Origin of the sequence: Campylobacter sp. JMF_14 EL1, assembly GCF_027737585.1 — a bacterium.
In the GTDB taxonomy this organism is placed as follows: domain Bacteria; phylum Campylobacterota; class Campylobacteria; order Campylobacterales; family Campylobacteraceae; genus Campylobacter_B.
This window is the reverse complement of the sequence record NZ_JAOVTW010000004.1, coordinates 52,206-72,966: the sequence shown is the minus strand read 5'-3', so window position 1 is coordinate 72,966 and position 20,761 is coordinate 52,206. Positions and strand designations below refer to the sequence as shown.

Here is a 20,761-nt window from a genome sequence, read left to right as displayed (position 1 = left end):
TTAGCTTTTAAATTTAGGGAAAATTCGATCGCTGAAATTTAGCCTTCTAATTTCACGGCAAATTCGCCAAATTCGGCTTTTGTCGCAGTCGCTAAATCGTTTGGATTTAGCCAAATTTGTTTGCCCCTAACACCTGCGCTAACGCAAATTTGCGTTTGTGTTAGTGCGCGTGAGTCGATAAATGTGCGAAAGTGCTTTTTCATGCCAAGTGGCGAGCAACCACCCCTAACATAGCCTGTGATTTTTGTTAGTTCTTTTAAGTTCATTAGTTCAGCTCGTTTGACTTTCGCAATTCTAGCTAACGCCTTTAAATCAAGGCATAAATCGCCTTGCAAACACGCCGTGATATACTCGCTGCCACACTCGCAAACTATCGTTTTATAAACCTGCTCGATAGGTTTTTGGCACGAATTTGCCACATGCACGGCGTCAAGGTTGTTTTCATCTACTTCGTATTCTAAAATTTCATACTGAATTTTAAGCCCGTCAAGTATGCGACAAGCGTTAGTTTTTTCGATTTTTTTAGACATTTTTAAGCCCCAAAATTAATAATTTTCGTCATCGAAAAAATCATTATCTACGGCAAAAATTTCTTTGATTTCTTTTACTTGGACACCTAGTTTATATTTTAGCATTAAATCCAAAAGCCTGTCGCCGTCGATTAAAACTACCGAATAACCTTGTAAATTTGAAGCAAATTCGACCGCTTCGTTAGAGAATTTTGAAGTTGTGATAAAAAGCCCTTTTTTAGTAGGTTTTGTTGCTAGGACACCGACAAATTTTTGGATTTCAGGGCGACCGACGACACCTTTATCAAAGCGTTTTGCTTGGATATAAATCTTGGAAAATCCCAAAATGTCTTCATTTACAATGCCGTCAATCCCGCCGTCAGCGCCATTTTGTGTAAGTTCGCCCATACTCACGCCATAGCCGATTTTTTCGAGCAATCTAAGTGCTAAATTTTCAAAAAATCTAGGCTCATTATGCAAAATTCTATCCATTATCTCGGATTTTACATTATCGTTAATTTCGTCCAAATTTAAATTTAAATTTTCGTCAGGCGTATTATTTTGTAAATTTTCATCAAATTTTTGCGAATTTGACATAAAATTTTTACCATGAACTTTTTTATACCATTTTTTAAATTCTGTTTCATTTTTAGATAATTCTATACCAAATGAATTTATTTGATATTTTCCATATCCTACTCTATCTAATAAATTTAATTTTTTAATTTCTTCTGGTTTATTTTTTCCACTAGCAGTTAAACGACTTAGAGCCCAACTAGCACGATTTTCATATAAAAACATTTGTTGGCTAGAAACCATTATACTTTTTTCTTCATTGCTCAATTTAAAATAATCTACAATAAATTTCATTGTATCTTGTCGAGTATGAATTTGTTTATCACTCATAAATTTTAGTATTGGAAACATCATTTCTTTAAAAGTCGGAATTGCCATTTTATCGCCTTTTTTTAAATTTAAAATGTTAAATTCTAGCAAATTTGCCTTGAAAATTGAATTTATTTAATTATAAAAAATATTCAAGACAGAATAGGCGTAGTAATTTAAAAAATTTCAGGCTTTCAAGGGAGCGGACTAGGTCGTCCGTGACCGCAGGAAGCGTGAAATTTTTTAATTTAATCCGTTCGGTATGGGGAATTTTCAATAACGAATATTTTCTTGTTTTAAAAAATCGCGCAGGTCGTCGTATTCGCTACTATCCAAATATCTCCACTTTCCGGGTTTCAAAGTTCCCAGCGTAACCCGCCCAAATGCCGTGCGTTTGAGATCTACCACTTCTAGGTCAAAATACCCAAAAAATCGCCTTAGCTCTCTGTTTTGCCCCTCGTTTATGATAGCTTTGATTTTGGTATATCCACCACTGCTTGGCATTATGCGATACGCCAAAAATGGCTTAAATTCCATTGATTTGATTTTGCTTTTGGCGTGAGCGCCCTTTGTGGCGTCGTCCGCGTAAAAGCCCTCTTTTATGGCTGTTACGACTTCGCCGGTTACTTCGCCTTTGACTTTTAAGTAGTATTCGCGCTCGATGTCGCTTTTCATGAGTGCGGTGGCGATAGCAGGGGCGTCAGTTAATAGCAAAAGCCCTTCACTGGCAAAATCAAGCCGTCCAATGCTAACAAATTTAGAAAATCCATTTGGCAAGCTATCATAAATCGTCTTGCGACCGCGGTCGTCTTTTTTGGTAACTAACTCGCCTTTTGGTTTGTGATAGACAATCACGCTAAATTCGGTTTTTTTCTTTATCAAACGCCCATTTATGCGAATTTTCTCTTCGCCACTAACTTCGACAAACTCACTAACAACTCGCCCGTTTATGCTAACTTTGCCGTTTTTGATTAGCTCGTCGGCTTCACGGCGTGAATAACCTGTATTGTGCGAGATAAATTTATTTAAACGCATTTTTTCCATTTTACAGCCCTATGTTTTTGAGGTCGTGGATATGCACGGTGCCGATTGGGGTGCCGTTTTCGTCCGTAACGGCAAGAAGCTGAATTTTGAAATTTTCTATCATCTCTAACGCCTTGGAAGCTAAAATTTGCGAATTTTCAATAGTTTTTGGCGATTTTGTAGCAAATTTAATCGCGCTTTCTTCAAGGCTAAAATTCTCGCTCATCAAAGCCCGTCGCAAATCTCCGTCGCTTAAAATCGCCGTTAGTTTGCCGTTAGCGTTAGTTAGCAAAACGGTGCCTAGTTTGCCGTGCGTCATCGCATTTATGGCTTCTTTTAGACTAACACTCTCACTAACAATCGGCAAATCGTTAGTTCGCATGACATCGGCGACTTTTAGATATAGCCGTTTGCCAAGACTGCCGCCCGGGTGGAAGTTTGCAAAATCTTCTTTTTGAAATTTTCGCTCACTCATCAAACACACCGCTAACGCATCACCAAGTGCAAGTGTTAGCGTGGTAGAAACCGTAGGCGCAGCCCCAAGCGGACAAGCTTCTTTTTCGATTTTAAGGCTGATAAATTCATCGCAAATTCGCCCCAAAGAGCTATTTTTGTTACTTGCCATTGCGATGATTTTCACGCCAAATCGCTTAATGTGTGGCAAAATTCGCACTAACTCTTCGCTCTCGCCACTAAAACTAATAGCCAAAACCAAATCATCTTTGCCTACCATGCCAAGATCGCCGTGCAGGGCTTCTGTGGGGTGCATGAAAAAGCTAGGCGTGCCTGTGCTTGCCAAAGTGGCAGCGATTTTCGCGCCGATATGTCCGCTTTTTCCCACGCCTGTTACGATTAATTTTCCTTTGCACTCTAAAATCAAATTTACCGCTCTTTCGATTTCGTCGCCGATAAGCTCGGCGTGGCGTAAAAGCTCACCACCTTCGAGCCTCAAAACCTCTTTTGCGTTTTCTAAAATGCCCATAAAATGCCCCTTACATTAGGTAAATAACCGGCACGATTGTCGGATATTTTTTCGTTTTTCTAAAAATGTGCTTTCGCACGGCTTGGCGAATTTGCGACTCCAACACGCGGTTATCAAGCAAAATTTCGGTTTTCATATTCGCCAAAAACTGCTCGATTAAGCCTTCCATATCCTTGGTAAAGGCAGATGTCTGCGACTCTGCGACAAGCCCGTAGGTAATGACGCGAGATTTGATAAGCTTTTTGGCTGTTTTGTCGATTTGAGCGATGATTACAGCCACGCCAGCGTCGGCCAAATTTTGCCTGTGTTTTACGATTTCATCGGAAATTTGCTTATTGATTTGATTGTCAATGAAAACCTTGCCGGTTTTAACGGTTTTGACCCGTTTTAGGTATTTTTCGCAAATCTCCATTTGATCGCCGTCGTTCATCAGATAGATATTTTTCTCATCAATCCCGCATTCTATCGCAGTTTCGCGGTGTTTGACTATGTGGTTATACTCGCCATGGACTGGTAGGAAAAATTTCGGCTTGATTAGGCGAAGCATTAGTTTTTGCTCCTCTTGGGCAGCGTGTCCGCTGACATGGATTTCGCTGAAATCCTGATACGCCACCTTTGCGCCACTTTTTAGTAAGAAATTTAGCACGGTTGAGACGCTGTTTTCGTTACCAGGGATTGCTTTTGCCGAGATGATGACTTGATCTGTGGGTTTGATTTTTATATATTTATGCTCGTCTGTGGCCATGCGATATAGCGCGCTCATAGTCTCGCCCTGAGAGCCTGTGGTTACGATTAAAACCTCATTGTCAGGGTATTTGCTGACCTCATCTGGATCGATGAAAATTTTACGATCAAGCTCGACATAGCCTAGCTCCATTGCTGTAAATAGGTTTCGCTCCATACTTCGCCCTATCACGCAGACCTTGCGGCCGTATTTCACACCGCGCTCAATCGCCTGATAGACGCGGTGGATATTTGAGCTAAATGTGCTCATAATCACGCGCCCTTTCGAGCTAGCAAAAATGCCGTCAAATGTCCTGCCTACCGAATTTTCGGATTTGGTAATGCCGTCTCTGTGAGAATTCGTGCTATCGCTCATCAGTAGCATTACGCCACGATCGCCATAATGCGCCAAGCGGTTTAAATCGGTCGGATAGCCGTCGATTGGGGTGTGGTCGATTTTAAAATCGCCCGTGTGGATAATCGTGCCAGCCTTTGTTGTAATCGCAAGCGCGCTAGCGTCGATAATCGAGTGTGTTATGTGGATAAATTCGACCTCAAAATCGCCGATTTTGTAAATTTTGCGCTTTTGCACCGGACGGAAATAGCTTCGCTCCGCCTTTAAGCCGTGCTCTTCAAATTTGTTTGAAATCATACCCAAAGGCAACGGCGTAGCGTAGATTGGGAATTGAAATTCCTTGAAAAAATACGGCATTGCGCCAATGTGATCCTCGTGCGCGTGCGTGATGATGATACCTTTGACTTTATCAGCGATCTTGCGAACATAGCTAAAATCAGGGATCAAAATATCCACGCCGGGCATATTATCATCAGGGAAACTCATACCCACATCGACGATAATCGCGCTCGTAGCGGTCTCGAAAATCGTCATATTCGCGCCAATCTCGCCAAGTCCGCCAAGCGGAGTTATGCGGATAGTTTCACTAGAATTCGCATTTTTTAGTGGATAGAGCCTTGCTTCGTGCATGGCCTTATTCGCTGCGATTGCCTCGTCCATAGCCACATGCCACGGCTCGGTACCGGTTAGGCTTTTTGGCATATTTGTTTTGCGTTTGGAGCGTTTTTTCTTTTTGGCGCCCTCCTCTGAATTTGGGCTTTGCGCGGCTGTTTCGCTGGATAGATTTTGCGCTTTTTCGCTTTTTGATTTTTTATTTTTTTTGTTTTCGTTTGCTGGGGTTTTTTGCTCGTCTTTTTGATTTTTGCTCTCATCAAACGATTTTTTTAAATTTTCCCTGTGTCTGCGGCGTCTATTTACCTTTTTTAAGCGCTCAGGGCCTGTAAAATCAGAGTTTTGCGCTTGGTTGTTAGTTTTTTTCTCTTCCATTTTTCACCTTTAATTTTTTAAAAATATCTAAAAATAAGGCGAAATTTAACTCGTGCGGTCTTGTGTTTTCAAAAATTTCTAGTTCTTCGAAAATTTGGGTTATATCTGATTTGGACGCGATTGCGCTTAGATTTTTGGCTAGTGTTTTTCTAGGAGAGGCAAAACACACTCTCAAAAACGCCTCAAATTCACGCTTTTGCTCCACGCTTTGGAAAGGATTGCGCGTCTTTTCTATCCTCATCACGGCTGAAATGACCTTCGGAGCTGGCTCGAAAGCGTGTGGAGGCACCTCGAAAAGATACTGCGCCCCGCCACAAAGGCTAGCCAAAACCGAAATCGCGCCGAATTCCCGCTTCCCAGAAACTGCGCAAAATTTCTGCGCTACCTCTTTTTGCACCATTACGACCAAACCCTCACACAGCGGGTCTTCAATGGCTCGCAGGATTATATTTGTCGCGATATAATACGGCAAATTCGCAACCAAAAAATATGGTTTTTCGCTAAGAGAATTTTCCCAAATTTCCAAAACATCGCCCAAAACCAGCTCCAAATCGCGGTTTTTTATCTCTGTGGCGAAATTTTGGCACAAAATCTGATATAAATCATTATCAATTTCGAAACTTTTTACTTTATAACTCTTTAAAAGATTACGAGTTAAATCACCCAAGCCAGGCCCAATTTCTACGATATTTTCAGCATTTTTGGGAATCGATTGGATAATTTTGTCTAAAATCAAACTATCTTTTAAAAAATTTTGTCCGAATTTTTTCTTTGCAACTATCATCGAGAGATTTTATCCAATTTTTACTTATAAAATGGTTATATAAGCGAAATTTGGCTAAAATTTACAAAAATTTTAAAGGGCAAAATTTTGAAAACATTTGCAAAACGAATAATTCCATGCCTAGATGTGCAAAATGGACGCGTGGTAAAGGGCGTAAATTTCGTAAATTTACGCGACGCAGGCGATCCTGTCGAAATCGCAAAACGCTATAACGACGAGGGTGCGGACGAGCTTTGTTTTTTAGACATTACGGCTAGTTTTGAGAACCGCGACACTATCGTGCATGTGGTCGAAAGCGTGGCAAAACAGCTTTTTATCCCGCTAACCGTAGGTGGCGGAATCCGCAAAATCGACGATATTTCGCGACTTTTGGATGTGGGTTGCGACAAGGTTAGCCTAAACTCATCGGCTATCGCAAACCCAGGTTTAATCGACGAAGCGGCGAAAAAATTCGGCTCTCAATGCGTCGTCGTGGCAATCGATGTCAAACGAACTGGTGAGGGCTACAATGTCTTTGTCAAAGGTGGCAGAGAGGATACTGGCCTGGACGCTTATGCGTGGGCAGAGGAAGTGCAAAACCGCGGTGCGGGGGAGATTTTGCTCACTTCTATGGACTGCGACGGCACCAAAAACGGCTTTGATTTGGAAGTTACGGGCAAAATTAGCAAAATGCTAAAAATCCCCGTCATCGCAAGTGGCGGTGCAGGAAATATGGAGCATATTAAAGAAGCCTTTGAGTGTGGGGCTGACGCGGCACTCGCAGCGAGTATTTTTCACTTCGGCGAGATAAAAATCAAAGATTTAAAAGCCTATCTTTTGCAAAACGGCATAAGGGTTCGAAGTTGATAGTGTGCGCAGGAAACGGCGAAGAATTCGACTTCGCGCGCGCTGTCGGCGTGGGGCTCGTGGATTGTGCTATCAATTTAACCAAAATTTTAGCAAGCGAAAAACATAGCGAAATTTTGTTTGTAGGGAGTTGCGGTCTGTATAATGAAGGTAAAATTTTTGATATTTTCGAATGCGAAACGGCCACAAACCACGAAATTTCCGAGATTTTAGGCTATTCATACAGCCCGATTTTTGACCCAAATGTTTCATATGAAACATTTTGTAACTCATCAAATTTCATCACCACAGATGAAATTTGCGCGCAAAAATTCGCCACACTCGGCTACAAAATCGAAAATATGGAATTTTACTCTGTCGTCAAAGTCGCCGAAAGTTTCAAAATCCCAGCTCGCGGAATTTTCGTCGCGACGAATTTTTGCAACCAAAACGCACACGCAGATTTTTTGAAAAATCACGCAAAAGCCAAAGAAATTTTAGAAAATTACTTAAAACAAAAAGGAATAATTTGAAAAATATCCTAGATTTCACACTTGATGAACTATCCGAGCTTGTAACGCCAAAATTTAGAGCCAAGCAAATTTACGAGTGGATTTACAAAAAAGGCGTTAAAAATTTTGATGAAATGCTAAATTTACCAAAGGAATTAAGGGCAAATTTAAGCGAAAATTTCTATTTAGACCCCGTAAAATGCGCAAAATGCGAAGAGAGTATCGACGGAAGCAAAAAATATCTTTTCGAGCTAAAAGACGGCAAAACCATAGAAAGCGTTTTGCTTCCTATGAAGGAAGAAGTCGCCGATGAAAACGGCAAAATTTCATGCCATGCAAGATACACAATCTGCGTTAGTTCGCAAGTCGGTTGCAAAATGGGCTGTGCATTTTGCCTAACTGCCAAAGGCGGATTTGTGAGAAATCTCACAGCAGGTGAAATCGTCGGGCAAATTTTATACATAAAAATCGCAAACCAAATCCCTTACGAAAGACGCGTAAATGTCGTATATATGGGTATGGGCGAACCACTTGACAACCTAGCAAATGTCTCAAAAGCTGTGCAAATTCTAAAAGAAAATGACGGACTTGCTATCGCTCCACGCCGCCAAACTATCAGCACAAGCGGTCTAGCTACGCAGATAAAAAAACTTGGCGAAATGGATTTGGGCGTTTTACTAGCCATTTCACTTCACGCCGTAACCGACGAGCTTCGCGCCAAATTGATGCCAATAAACAAAGCCTACAACATAGCTTCGGTTATGGACGCTGTGCGAAATTTCCCCATTGACATGCGAAAGCGAGTGATGTTCGAATACCTTGTCATGGGTGGCGTAAATGATAGCATAAATGACGCAAAAACCCTTGTAAAGCTACTTCACGGCATAAAAGCAAAGGTAAATTTGATATATTTTAACCCGCACGAAGGAAGCCCGTATCTGCGCCCAAGCACTGAAAATATGGTGAAATTCCAAGATTATCTCAGCGCGCACGGCGTAACCTGCACGATTCGCCAAAGCAAGGGGCTTGACATAAGTGCTGCGTGCGGACAGCTCAAAGAAAGAAGTAAAAATGACCGCCCTTGATATAATTGAAGTAGTTTTTATCGCAATCGTCGCAATTGTGGGCATTGGCGGAATTTTGTTCGTAGTTTTAAACGAGAAAAAATAAAACCATGCAAATAATACAAGGAATAGTAAAAAATCTTAGTAAAGAAACTTGCAACCAAGACACAAACGAAATAATTACAAATCAAACAAACACAAATATTAATGATTTTTATCTGATGAATAGGTATGAATTTGAAATTAACAACAAAACTTTTTATTATGAACACTATGGGCAAGATTTAGAAAATGGCGATGAAGTGATTATCTGTTTTGATAAGGATTTTTATATAAATTATATGATAAATATCACTAAAAATTGGGAAAATACAAAATTAGAAAATCCGATTAAGAAAAAAGATATGATTATTATAGCCTTTTTCTTCATTTTTGGCGTATATTTAGCTATTGGTAGCGCAAAAGTTATGTCATACCTATTTTTGCTCTTTCTAGCGTTTTTCGCGTGTTTGATTGTCGGATATTTTCACTATAAAGAGTATAAAGAACATAAATTTTTTATAACAAAAATGAAAGAAATGAAAAATCAAAGGATTTACAAATGAATATAAGCTATGACGGCGTGGCATTTTTGTATGCGATTTATTTTGGTATTCCTTTGCTGTGTTTTATACTATACAAAATTTTCATTAAATTTCGCTAACGCAATTTTGCAAAACCTGCACCACAAATTTAAATTTCAAAATCCCCGTTAAATTTAAGATGAATTATCGGATAGGGATTTCCTTGCTCGTCGGTGGCAGAGCGAGAGATTTCATAAAATCCAAGTTTTTTATAAAACTCCCACGCGTTTGGGTTTTGCTCATTGACATCTACGAATTTAGCGTTAAATTTACTCATTGCATATCTCACAAGCTCTCGCCCTATTCCTTGTCTAAAATGGCTCGGTTGCACAAAAAGAGCTTCGATTTTTTCATTTTCGCAAACCATAAACGCCACAATCACACCGCCCAAAAACGCACAAGTTAGCAAATTTAGGCTCTCAAACATATCTCTAACTTGCTCTTTTATACGCAAAATTTCGCTCTCACTTAAAAAATCGTGTGTCGCCCTAACCGAACTTTCCCAAATTTCAACCAAAATTTGCAAATTTTCTTTTGGATTTATCTCTTTGATTTTTAGCATTTTAACGCCTTTAAAAAATCATTTTTAAAATCAGCCTTTGTTTGAATATCATAAATTTGTCCGTTAAATTCAAAACTCAAATTCGCCGCATGCAAGCAAAGCCTAGAAGCTCCTGTTAAATTTATCCGCTCACACACGCTTAATTTATCGTCCAAAATCGCTTCGAAAGTCGCCGTATCAGTCCCATAAAGCGGGTCGCCTAAAATTTTGTGTTTCACATGAAACAAATGCAAACGAATTTGATGCTGTCTTCCGGTAAGTGGCACGGCTCGAACCAAACTTGCGTTAAATTCGCTAAAATATTCTATCGGGTAAATCTCGGTTATCGCCTTTTTGCCGTTTTCGCAAATTCGCATTTTTATAGCCACTTCGTCAGTTTCTAAACTCTCGCCAATCGGCTCGTCTACCACAAAATCTCGCTCCACTCTCCCGCTCACCAAAGCAAAATATGATTTTTTCACCGCCCTATTTTCAAAAAGCGTTTTCAAAGAATTCAAACTAGCGAGATTTTTAGCCACCATTATAAGCCCACTTGTTTCTTTATCTAGCCTATGCACGACCGCCGCAGAGCGACCGTAAAGCGACCAAATTTCATCATAAAGCGAATATTTGCAGTGTCTGCCGTTTGGGTGAGAAAGCACTCCGCTAGGCTTGTCAAAAACGGCGAATTCTTCGCTCTCAAAAATCGCGCGCACTCCTTTTGGCTCACATTTATAATCTATCAAAAAAATCTCCCCATTTGCCACGCTGTTTTTTGCCATTACCGCACCTGAGCTATCCAGCACCCTGCCCTTGTCACACAGCCTTTGAGCGCCTTTCATATCATAACCCAAACCCAGCAAAATCTCAAAAATTCGCCGATTTGTAAATTTGCCTAAACTAAATTTCTCATACGCCATATTAACTAACTTTTCAGCCCTTTTTTAATATAATTTTGGATTATATCAAATTTCAAATAAAGGCACAAAAATGGTAGAGCGATACGCACGAAAAATTATGAAAGACAAATGGACGCAGTTTGCCAAATACGACGCTTGGCTAAAAGTCGAACTCGCCGCAGTCAAGGCGTGGAACAAGCTTGGCTTTATCCCGGATAGCGATTGCGAAAAAATCTGCAAAAACGCTAAATTTAGCGTCGAACGCATAGACGAAATCGAAAAAACAACAAAGCACGATGTGATTGCGTTTTTAACCAGCGTGAGCGAGAGCTTGGGCGAAGAGAGCAGATTTGTGCATTATGGTATGACAAGTAGCGATTGTATCGATACGGCTGTGGCGTTGCAGATAAAAGATAGCTTGGATTTGATTATCGCCGACATCGAAGCCCTAAAAACGGCAATAAAAAATCAAGCAATGAAGCACAAAAATACGCTTATGGTCGGCAGGAGCCACGGAATTCACGGCGAACCGATAACTTTCGGGCTTGTTTTGGCGATTTGGCACGATGAGATAAATCGCGCATTAGAGCTTATAAAACACGCTTATGGCGTCATAAGTGTGGGTCAAATCAGCGGTGCAATGGGAAATTTCGCCCACGCTCCGCTTGAACTTGAAGAGCTAGTTTGCGAAAATTTGGGCTTAAAACCAACCCCGGCATCAAACCAAGTCATACAAAGAGATCGCTACGCGCAAGTGATGAACGCACTAGCGATTTTAGCTTCAAGCTGTGAGAAAATCGCCGTTGCGATCCGCCACTACCAAAGAACAGAAGTTTATGAGTGCGAAGAATATTTCGCTCCGGGACAAAAAGGAAGCTCAGCTATGCCACACAAACGAAATCCGGTGCTTAGCGAAAATGTAACGGGGCTTTGCAGGGTTTTGCGAAGCTATGCGATCCCTGCTATGGAAAATGTCGCTTTGTGGCACGAAAGGGATATTAGCCACAGCTCGGTTGAGAGATTTATACTGCCAGATGGCTTTGTAACGGCGGATTTTATGCTAAATCGCCTTGCAAATTTGATAGAAAATTTAGTCGTTTATCCTGAAAATATGATGAAAAATCTAAATTTAACAGGCGGACTAGTTTTTTCGCAAAGAGTTTTGCTAGAACTGCCTAAAAAAGGGCTATCACGCGAAGAGGCCTACAAAATCGTGCAAAGAAATGCGATGAAAGTTTGGGCAGATCTGCAAGAAGGCAAAAAAGCTATCGATGAAAACGGGCAAAGCTTGTATCTGCAAAATTTACTAGCCGACGACGACCTAAGAAAAGCTTTGAGCGAAGACGAGATTAAAGCGTGTTTTGATTATGGATATTACACAAAAAATGTGGATAAGATTTTCGCTAGGGTGTTTGGGGAATAAAAGCGATAAATCACTATTTTCGAATTCCAGAGATGTTTTAAGAATTTTAAATAATTAAAAAAGGCCAAATTCACGCGAATTTGGCCCAAGTGGAGTTTTATTAAATTTAAAGAAAGCTAAAAAATCGATCTTTCGTTATCGGCTGGATCGACCTCTTTTGTGATACGATTTCTTAAATCGCGTCTGAAAACTTCAATCGCCCAGAACCACGCAGCGTGTCCGAAAAACTCGCTTACATGCTCATACCATGGAAGTTCCCAAAGTGGCGGAGTAAGGCCAAGAATCGGCAAAGTTATACAATGCACAGCGATATTTGTGATGATACCGAAAGCCACACCTTGCCAAAGTGTGATTTTGGGGAATTTCTCTGCTACAACGCAGTAAAAAATCGCAAATGTAATCGAAAACAAAATATGAGTTAGCATAATCCAGTGAAAGCCGTGTCCTGCGAAGGTATAAAGGGCTTGGTAAGGATCTGCGATACCTACATAATCACGCAAGAAAACATACGGAGGGTTTAGGAAGTTGCGTGAGCAATCAATCGCGTCAGCTGCGCGGATTAGCTTTTCTGGACCGCAAGCTGCGTTAAACATATCCATTGGTGAGCGTGGTGGAAATGGGAACTCGCCGCCCCATTTAACAAATGCTGCAATAATGCCGATTGGAATGGCTAAAAGCGCCATTAAACCGAAATGCGTTTTGGTTTTTTGCATTAATTCTCCTTGAAAAAAATGCGGGATTTTATCAAAAAAATCTATAACAAATATAAAAAATGTAAGCATAATTCTGTAATCAAAATTTTAAAATTTAGCATTTTTGGGGCGTGAAATTTAAGCTTTGATTTATGCAAAATTTCTAGGTTTATAAGAATAAAAAAGATAAAATCTTGCATTAATTTTTTCCAAAGAAACGAGAGGCAAATGAAAGTAGTCAAAAGAAACGGTAGAACCGAAGAACTCGATATTTCAAAAATCAAAAAATTCACAGGAGACGCGGTAGCAGGGCTTGAAAATGTCAGCCTTAGCGAGCTAGAAGTCGATGCGAAAATTCAGTTTCGCGATATGATTACCACAGAGGAAATTCAGCAAACCCTTATCAAAACCGCCGTCGATAAAATCGACATAGACCGCCCAAACTGGACATTTGTGGCAGCGCGACTTTTCCTTTATGATTTGTATCACAAAGTATCTGGCTTCACCGGCTATCAATCGCTTCAAACCTACTTTGAGCGCGGTGAGAGCGAGGGTCGCATCATGCTAGGGCTAAAAGAAAAATACGACCTAGACGACCTAGACGCCTACATTAAGCCAGAGCGCGATTTGCAATTTACCTATCTTGGCATTAAAACGCTTTATGATCGCTATCTTATAAAAGACAGACAAGCAAAACCGATTGAGCTTCCACAGCACATGTTTATGGCGATTGCGATGTTTTTAGCCCAAAACGAGCTAGACAGCCAAGGCTGGGCGAAAAAATTTTATGATTTAATAAGCAAATTTGAAGTCATGCTTGCCACTCCGACACTCTCAAATGCTAGAACTACACGCCACCAGCTTTCAAGCTGTTATGTAGGAAGCACGCCTGATAATATCGAAGGAATTTTTGATAGCTATAAAGAAATGGCGCTTTTATCGAAATTTGGCGGCGGTATCGGCTGGGACTGGTGCAAAGTTAGAGCCATGGGCGGTAGTATCGACGGACACAAAAACGCCGCAGGTGGCATAATACCTTTCCTAAAAATCACAAACGACATAGCCGTGGCTGTGGATCAACTAGGCACCAGAAAAGGCGCAATCGCCGTGTATATCGAGCCGTGGCACATGGATATAAACGACTTTTTGGATTTGCGTAAAAACTCAGGCGAAGAACGCCGTAGAGCGCATGAAATTTTCCCTGCTTTGTGGATAAACGATTTATTTATGAAACGCCTAGCAAATAACGAAAAATGGACGCTTTTTGACCCTGTCGATGTGGCTGATTTGTGCGATGTGTGGGGCGAAGAATTTGAAGCAAAATATATCGCCTACGAAAACGATCCAAATATCAGCAAATCAACCGTTCTAGCAAAAGAGCTTTGGAAAAAAATCCTAACTAGCTATTTTGAGACAGGAATGCCGTTTTTGTGCTTTAAAGATAACGCAAACAGGGTTAATCCAAATTCGCACAAAGGGCTAATTCGAAGCTCGAATTTATGCACCGAGATTTTCCAAAATACACAGCCAAATCACTACAAAACAAAAGTGATTTACGCTGACGGCACGGAAGAGCTATATGATGAAAATGAAGAAGTGGTCGTAAATGGCAAAATCACCAAAAAAGCTAAAAAAATTACCGCACTTGATACGATAAATGGCAAAGATATTTTCATCGTAGAAAAAGGCGTAGATGAGGGTGCGACGGCTGTTTGTAACCTAGCTAGTGTAAATTTAAGCAAAATTCACACCCAAGAAGACATAAAACGCATCGTGCCGATTGCCGTGCGAATGCTAGATAATGTAATCGAGCTAAATTTTTACCCACACGCAAAGGTAAAACGCACGAATTTACGCTCTCGCGCCATAGGCTTAGGCGTAATGGGCGAAGCGCAAATGCTTGCCGAAAAGGGCGTTATTTGGGGCAGTTACGAGCATTTTGAGACAATCGACAAAATAATGGAAAACATAAGCTACAACGCCATTTACGCTTCATCAAATTTAGCTATCGAAAAGGGCAAATACCCTGAATTTGAGGGCTCAAAATGGTCGCAAGGAATTTTCCCAATCGATTTAGCAAACGAAAATGCTAAAAAATTAGTCGGTCGCGGGGGGCTTTTTGAAGATAATTCTTGCGACTGGGACGCACTAAGAGCAAAAGTCAAAAAAGATGGTATGAGAAATGGCTATTTAATGGCGATTGCGCCGACTTCATCAATTTCGATTTTAGTAGGCACAACGCAGACTATCGAGCCTGTTTATAAGCGAAAATGGTTTGAGCACAACCTAAGCGGTATGATTCCTGTGGTCGTGCCAAATCTAAGCCCCGATACTTGGCAAGCTTATGTTCCGGCATACGAGCTAGATCAAAGGCTGCTTATAAAAGCAGGTGCAATCCGCCAAAAATGGATAGATCAAGGGCAGAGCCTAAATATTTTTATCACGCTTGATAAGGCTAGTGGCAAGGTGCTAAATGACATTTACACCCTTGCGTGGGAGCTTGGCATTAAATCGACATATTATCTAAGAAGCGAAAGCCCTTCAACTGATGATTTCAACTCCGATGTCGCAGACAGAAGTATCGAGTGCGAAGGTTGCCAGTAACGCACAATTAAATTTTACTTTTTGGCGAAATTTTAAAATTTCGCCAAATTTAGCCCAAATTTCACTAAATTTTAGCCCCTAAATTTGCCATTTTTCCTTGAATTTATCTTTGTAAGACTGCCTTTTATCCTTGATTTTATCGTTCGTGTGCTTGGCGAGATTTTCGAGGTAAGCAGAGGCGATTTGCAAAAGCATATTTGCTATCATTTTTTTGTCATCTTTTGCAACCGTTTTGTATTTTTGCAAAATTTGAGGCACCGCGAGTGGCAGGTTATGCGGGATTTGCGCGAAGGTATCGAGGCTGGTGGCATTAAATAGCTCAAAAACCGCCTCGATTGCGATTTTGCGCTGAGTAGCGGTAGTGTTTTGCATAAAATCGCTCAAAGTCTTATCAATAATCTTGCTCGAATTGCTAAGATTTTCAGCGTAGATAAAATCCTCCCTGCCCACCTCCCAGCTAAAAATATCGTGCGCAAAGACAAGTTTGGCGTTAGATTGGACGATTTTTATGCTCTCTTTGTGGCTTAGCAGATTGCCGATAATGCTCTCGTTTGGGATATAGGTTTGGATTTTTGATAAAATTTCGCCACTCAAATTTTGCTCGTAAAATTCCGGCAAAAACCCCGGTCCGTCGTAGTTATAGACCTTTATTATGCGACCATGCACGCTGGGATTTGCCCTAAGCGCCGAGTAAATCGCCACATTTCCGCCCTTTGAGTGTCCGCCGATTTTAAGGCGCGCATGCGGATATTTTTGCGCGATTTTTTCTAGATATTTAAGCCCTGAGATTTGGCAAGGAAGCTCTTTTAAAAACGCCATGTTAAAATCTTCTTGCCAGCCCAAAATCGAATTATCCGTGCCGATAAACGATACGAAAATTTCTTCCTCGCCCAAATGAATACACAGCGCGCCAAACTGCCTGATTGCCTCTTTGTCGTTATCTCGCTCTATATCGCTTACGCGCAAATCCCCAAAACGCGCGCTTTGGGCTAAATTTAGCGCGAGTGTTTTATCGCCCTCCCACAAAAACTCATCATCGCTTAAATTCGCCAAATTTTCGCAAATTTCACCCAAATTTCCGCCACTACAAAGTGAAATTTTATGAAACGGCAAATACGAAAACCTCGATAAAACAAGCGCGTCTAGCTCGTTAAATTTACGCTCGCTAAATTTCAAATCCCCGCGCCAAAAAAGATAGTCGTTGATATTCGCCATTTTACGCCCTAAATTCAGCCTGCAAGGCTAGTTTTGGATCATAGCCTATGTTTTTCTCAAACTCGCTAAGCCTCATGTGGATCGAGCGAAGTTCAGTTATCGTCGTCCAATTCTCCGTAAATACGCTAAAACTTTGGCGCACTTTATTAAAGGCATTTGCTGTTTGGATTAGCACACCAAGCGTGATTACCTTGGTAAAAAGCCCTGGCCCCATGATGAGATATGGCACGATGACAAGGATTTGCGAGTAAGTGTGAAGCCAAGTATCGAAATACAAATAGTGCAAAAAGAGCTTGTGGTAGTTAAATTTAAGCTTGTCAAAAAGCGAAATGAGCTTCTCCTCGCTTCCGTAATTTTGCTTGTCCTCCTCGGCAAAAACTAGCTCTTTTCGAAAGGCTGCTTCGACTTTTTGGTTGTTGTATTCTAGGCGTGGCAGGTAGCGTCCCACGAACCACGACACGCCAAGCCCGCCCACGCTCACAGCTAGCGCAATCCAAACAAGAGAGCCCGGAATATCCTTGATAAAGGGCAAATTTATCCCGCTACTAAGCCCCCATAAAATCGGAATAAACGCAAATAGCGTCATAAAAGCATAGACAATTCGCATGCCGACATCTTCGAGCGTTTTTGTGAAACGATAAATATCCTCTTGGATACGCTGTGAGCTACCCTCTATGTCGCGCTCTACCCTGCGCCAAAAGCCAATGTATGAAAATGTCATCGCCTCGCGCCATTTTAGCACCCATACGCGCGTGATATAGCGCTCCGAAACTGCCGCTGCTATAAACCACATCGCAAGCCACAAAAACAAAAGCATAGCCTCATAAAACTCGTCAATCGTGTGCTTGTCGATCTCGCCACCCATATCGTAAAACGCCCTATACCACTCGTTAAATTTGACATTTAAAATGGTTTGAAAAAGATTAATGCCGAGTATAAAAATTAGTCCGCCCCAAGCCAAAATTCGCCATTTTTTGCTTTTAAAAAACGATGAAAACATTACCTGCCTTTGTGAAATTTAATCCGTGATTTTACTGAAATTTATTAAATTTTGGAATTTTTGTAAAATTTAAATTAAATTTGTAATCTACATTATTAAATTTTAATTAAATTTTCGCTACTCTTTGCGATAAAATATCAAAAAGGAGTAAATCCCCCCCCGCAAAAGTTGCAAATTTCAATTTGCCGGGCGCAAATTTGCGCAAAACTACAAAAAGGAAATACCATGAAAAAGTTTCTTTTGGCATTGGCTGTCCTTGCGACAAGCGCATTTTCGTATTCGCTCGATGAGATTAGAGCGCGAGGTGAAATCCGTATCGGCGTGTATGACGCTGAACCGCCATTTGGCGAGCTTGTCAATGGTAAATTTGAGGGGTTCGAGGTCGAGCTTGCCGAAATTTTGGCAAAAAGGATTTTTGGCGAGAAACAAGGTCACATAAGCCTCATGGGCGTTACCAACGATGTGCGTTTTCCGCTTTTACAAGAAAATAAAGCTGATATGATAGTTGCCGCTGTGTCTGTAACGCCAGAGCGCGCCCATTTAGCCGACTTCACGGCTCCGTATTTTACTGTAAATTTGGGTCTTCTCACCAGAAAAGGTAGCGACATCAAATCCGTCTTGGATTTAAAAGGCAAAAAAATCGGCGCATTGCTTAAAACCACAGGCGAAGCATTTTTGAATAAAGAGGGGATTCCTATCACTTATTGCAACGACAGCGTCGATTGCTATAAAAAAGTCAAAAATGGCGAACTTGACGGCTATGTCAATAACAACCTTTTTGTCTATGCTTATCCGATTTTTGACCCCACAATGGAGGTCAAACTCTCAAACCTTGGCAACACCGTTTTTCTATCAATCGCAATCCAAAAAGGAAACACTAGTTTGCTTGAATTTTTAAACGAGCAAATCATTGCTCTAAGCAAAGAGGGATTTTTCACAAAAGCCTATAACGAGACCTTCGAGCCGTTTTACAAGGGCACGATTGATAAAAAATACTTCCTACTCGACAATGTTTATAAATCGTTTTTCTAAAATTTTGGGCAAAATTTGCCCAAAATTCTACATTAAATTTTAAAATTTGCAAATCCCCCTAAAATTTCGCTCCATTTATCGCCGAAATCGTCGAACTATCCAGCGGAATATATGATACGCTATCGCTGTGTTTGAGCTCGCCTGCGTCCATTTTGAGGTATGGCTCGACCGCGGAGCCTTCTAGCACTCTCCCGCACAGCCCAGCGCGGTCAATCCGCACCTCCATAACGCTCATGCCATGGAAAATAAACTTCAAACAATCCCGCTTTTTCACGCGAAAAACGCTGTTTTTAAAATCCACGCTCGTCATGTCCTTGATATTGGTCGAATACCGCCCCTGCGTGAGATTATAGGCGATAACATCACTAAGTGCGGTTTTTAGGTCGTTTTTGGCCGCCACGACCAAGGCATCATCTCTCGAAGCTTGTAAGCGTGGAAGCGCAACGCCAACCAAAATCCCAACAATCACAATCACAAAAACAAGCTCAACCATACTAAATGCTTTTTTCATAGAATTTCCTTTTGTTTTTTCGAGTATAGCATTTAATGATGAAATTTTGTAAATTTAGCTGTCATTGCGAGCCGTAGGCGAAGTCAATCCAGAAAATTTTTTAACCCTTAATTTGTCATTGCAAGGAGCAAAGCGACGAAGCAATCTACGAGTTCAAAATTCCTTACGCTAAATTCGCTGTCATTGCTAGCTTTCGTAGAAAACGAAACAATCCAGGGAAATCCATATAAATTTTGAAAATTTCGAAATCTCTCTAAATTTTACTGGATTGCTTCGCTTCGCTCGCAATGACAAATAGGGCAAATTTCACCAACAATGATAAAATTTACGAAATTTGAAATTCGGCGCAGTATTAAACGAGTGTGAAATTAAAAATAAAATGGTGGAGTTAAGCGGGGCTGAAAAAATAGCTTTTAAATACGCTAAAATCAGTATTCTAAATCATAGTCAAATAGTAACCCTACAAATCACCCGACTTATCATCATCAAAAGTCCATTTTTAGGATATTTGTTTAAGTTTTAAATATAATTTTATTCAGTTGTGAAAATCTCAATTTTCAATACAAAATTTATAAAAGTCCGATTTTAGGGGGCTTTGCAAATAGCAAATTTTATTTTTTAAGTTTCAGTAGCTTAAAGTAGCGAATTTGGTTTAAGGTTTCGCAAATTTTGAATAAATTTTAGCGCGAAACTTAAATTAAGGTTTGTGCTAAAATTTCCATTTTCAAACGCTTTAAATTTCGAAAGTTCATTATATATTTTCAAAGCTTAAAATATAAAATGAAATTCTATCCGTATGATTTTTTTATTTATCGGGTGTTTGTCTTTGGCTTTGCTTTTTGCTAGTTTGTCATATAAAACGATTTTTTGCAAATATTCGTTAATCGGTTTTGCGCGACGCTGTATGTAAAGCGTGGTTTGATTATAAAGCCTAAAATTTACGCCAAAATCCTTTAAAAATGGCATTTTAGCAAGTGCATAGCTTTTATTTACGCTTTGCGCGTCGATATAATCAAAAGCCAAATCAAAGCTTTTAAGCGTGATATTTTTTCGCTTTTTGCCTTTTGTCGCATTTTGCAAAATGTGCGTAAGTAAATCAGTAATCGCTTTTTTATGCCTTATAATTTCGCCGTGTCTGTCGTATTGCGTCAATCCGTGTAAGCTTAGCACAACGACGCTATTTAACGCTCTTTTGCCTTTGCGCGCTGTTTTTATACTTTGTTCGGTGTGGTAAGTTTGCAAAGTTATTTTTTGCGTTAATTTTGCGCTTTGTATCGTGCCTATTTTAGCCGTATAAAGCCCTAAATTTGCAAATATTTCACGCTTTGCATTTGTGGATTTTTCTACCAAATTTAGATTAAATTTGCGTTTTAGCTTTGATATAAAATTCGCCGTTGTGAAAAATCGCAAACTATCAACGCCCATTAAATCGGGTTTTTGCGTGGTATTTAAAAGATTTTCTATTTTATGCGTTTTCGCGCTATCCAAACACTTTAAAAGGCTTTTAAAGTCCGTTTGAATAGAGTTAAAACGCTGTTTTTTGTGATACAATTTCATCGCTTTAAAGAAAAA

At 40.4% G+C, this 20,761-nt stretch carries 20 protein-coding genes; 7 read left to right on the top strand and 13 right to left on the bottom strand.

What is annotated here, in order from left to right; genetic code table 11:
* Window positions 1-38: 38 nt before the first annotated feature.
* From ybaK to rsmA, 6 genes are all read right to left on the bottom strand, one after another.
* Window positions 39-530, bottom strand: coding sequence for a Cys-tRNA(Pro) deacylase (gene ybaK, locus OFN73_RS06115; RefSeq protein WP_270862690.1), 492 nt, complete (start codon window positions 528-530; stop codon window positions 39-41).
* Window positions 531-545: 15 nt separating this feature from the next.
* On the bottom strand, window positions 546-1,463 hold the full coding sequence (locus tag OFN73_RS06110; protein WP_270862689.1) for a restriction endonuclease: 918 nt from the start codon (window positions 1,461-1,463) through the stop codon (window positions 546-548).
* 204 nt (window positions 1,464-1,667) lie between these two features.
* On the bottom strand, window positions 1,668-2,438 hold the full coding sequence (locus OFN73_RS06105) for a pseudouridine synthase (protein WP_270862688.1): 771 nt from the start codon (window positions 2,436-2,438) through the stop codon (window positions 1,668-1,670).
* Window position 2,439: 1 nt separating this feature from the next.
* The gene (locus OFN73_RS06100; RefSeq protein WP_270862687.1) at window positions 2,440-3,399 is read right to left on the bottom strand and encodes a KpsF/GutQ family sugar-phosphate isomerase; all 960 of its coding nucleotides are present in this window, start codon (window positions 3,397-3,399) and stop codon (window positions 2,440-2,442) included.
* Window positions 3,400-3,409: 10 nt separating this feature from the next.
* Window positions 3,410-5,464, bottom strand: coding sequence for a ribonuclease J (locus OFN73_RS06095; RefSeq protein ID WP_270862686.1), 2,055 nt, complete (start codon window positions 5,462-5,464; stop codon window positions 3,410-3,412).
* A complete protein-coding gene (gene rsmA, locus OFN73_RS06090; RefSeq protein ID WP_270858597.1) occupies window positions 5,445-6,248 on the bottom strand; it encodes a 16S rRNA (adenine(1518)-N(6)/adenine(1519)-N(6))-dimethyltransferase RsmA in 804 nt (267 codons plus the stop codon). Before rsmA ends, OFN73_RS06095 begins: the two co-directional genes overlap by 20 nt.
* A gap of 87 nt (window positions 6,249-6,335) precedes the next feature.
* Here rsmA and hisF point away from each other — a divergent pair, with 87 nt between their 5' ends.
* The 4 genes from hisF (at window position 6,336) to OFN73_RS06065 (ending at window position 9,254) form a co-directional block, all read left to right on the top strand.
* Window positions 6,336-7,094 (top strand): imidazole glycerol phosphate synthase subunit HisF, encoded by a 759-nt coding sequence (gene hisF, locus OFN73_RS06085; RefSeq protein ID WP_270858598.1) that lies wholly within the window; start codon window positions 6,336-6,338, stop codon window positions 7,092-7,094.
* 2 nt (window positions 7,095-7,096) lie between these two features.
* Entirely contained in the window at window positions 7,097-7,606 is a 510-nt protein-coding gene (locus OFN73_RS06080; protein ID WP_333720401.1) for a purine-nucleoside phosphorylase, read from the top strand.
* Window positions 7,603-8,670: a 23S rRNA (adenine(2503)-C(2))-methyltransferase RlmN gene (rlmN, locus tag OFN73_RS06075; RefSeq protein WP_270862684.1), complete on the top strand. Its 1,068-nt coding sequence runs from the start codon at window positions 7,603-7,605 to the stop codon at window positions 8,668-8,670. The genes OFN73_RS06080 and rlmN overlap by 4 nt, the downstream gene beginning before the upstream one ends.
* Before the next feature lie 89 nt (window positions 8,671-8,759).
* Complete coding sequence (locus tag OFN73_RS06065) at window positions 8,760-9,254, top strand: hypothetical protein (RefSeq protein ID WP_270862682.1); 495 nt, start codon at window positions 8,760-8,762, stop codon at window positions 9,252-9,254.
* A 127-nt stretch (window positions 9,255-9,381) separates the two neighbouring features.
* Here OFN73_RS06065 and OFN73_RS06060 read toward each other — a convergent pair whose 3' ends face one another.
* Both OFN73_RS06060 and OFN73_RS06055 read right to left on the bottom strand, forming a co-directional pair.
* Complete coding sequence (locus OFN73_RS06060) at window positions 9,382-9,834, bottom strand: GNAT family N-acetyltransferase (RefSeq protein ID WP_270862681.1); 453 nt, start codon at window positions 9,832-9,834, stop codon at window positions 9,382-9,384.
* On the bottom strand, window positions 9,828-10,733 hold the full coding sequence (locus tag OFN73_RS06055) for an RluA family pseudouridine synthase (protein ID WP_270862680.1): 906 nt from the start codon (window positions 10,731-10,733) through the stop codon (window positions 9,828-9,830). Before OFN73_RS06055 ends, OFN73_RS06060 begins: the two co-directional genes overlap by 7 nt.
* Window positions 10,734-10,803: 70 nt before the next feature.
* On the opposite strand from OFN73_RS06055, the gene purB reads away from it, so the two are divergent.
* Entirely contained in the window at window positions 10,804-12,135 is a 1,332-nt protein-coding gene (gene purB, locus OFN73_RS06050) for an adenylosuccinate lyase (protein ID WP_270862679.1), read from the top strand.
* A 116-nt stretch (window positions 12,136-12,251) separates the two neighbouring features.
* On the opposite strand, the gene OFN73_RS06045 is transcribed toward purB, so the two are convergent.
* Window positions 12,252-12,848, bottom strand: coding sequence for a YagU family protein (locus OFN73_RS06045; RefSeq protein WP_270862678.1), 597 nt, complete (start codon window positions 12,846-12,848; stop codon window positions 12,252-12,254).
* A gap of 207 nt (window positions 12,849-13,055) precedes the next feature.
* On the opposite strand from OFN73_RS06045, the gene OFN73_RS06040 reads away from it, so the two are divergent.
* A complete protein-coding gene (locus OFN73_RS06040) occupies window positions 13,056-15,431 on the top strand; it encodes a ribonucleoside-diphosphate reductase subunit alpha (RefSeq protein WP_270862677.1) in 2,376 nt (791 codons plus the stop codon).
* Between the two features lie 78 nt (window positions 15,432-15,509).
* Here the strand turns inward: OFN73_RS06040 and OFN73_RS06035 are convergent, their stop codons facing one another.
* Together OFN73_RS06035 and OFN73_RS06030 are read right to left on the bottom strand one after the other, a co-directional pair.
* Window positions 15,510-16,646, bottom strand: coding sequence for an Mbeg1-like protein (locus OFN73_RS06035; protein ID WP_270862676.1), 1,137 nt, complete (start codon window positions 16,644-16,646; stop codon window positions 15,510-15,512).
* A 1-nt stretch (window position 16,647) separates the two neighbouring features.
* Window positions 16,648-17,646 (bottom strand): putative transporter, encoded by a 999-nt coding sequence (locus OFN73_RS06030; RefSeq protein WP_270862675.1) that lies wholly within the window; start codon window positions 17,644-17,646, stop codon window positions 16,648-16,650.
* A gap of 225 nt (window positions 17,647-17,871) precedes the next feature.
* Between OFN73_RS06030 and OFN73_RS06025 the strand changes: the two genes are divergently transcribed.
* Complete coding sequence (locus OFN73_RS06025; RefSeq protein WP_270858608.1) at window positions 17,872-18,678, top strand: transporter substrate-binding domain-containing protein; 807 nt, start codon at window positions 17,872-17,874, stop codon at window positions 18,676-18,678.
* 58 nt (window positions 18,679-18,736) lie between these two features.
* Here the strand turns inward: OFN73_RS06025 and OFN73_RS06020 are convergent, their stop codons facing one another.
* A complete protein-coding gene (locus OFN73_RS06020) occupies window positions 18,737-19,189 on the bottom strand; it encodes a type II secretion system protein (RefSeq protein ID WP_270862674.1) in 453 nt (150 codons plus the stop codon).
* A gap of 768 nt (window positions 19,190-19,957) precedes the next feature.
* Window positions 19,958-20,746 (bottom strand): hypothetical protein, encoded by a 789-nt coding sequence (locus OFN73_RS06015; protein ID WP_270862673.1) that lies wholly within the window; start codon window positions 20,744-20,746, stop codon window positions 19,958-19,960.
* Between the last annotated feature and the right edge of the window lie 15 nt (window positions 20,747-20,761).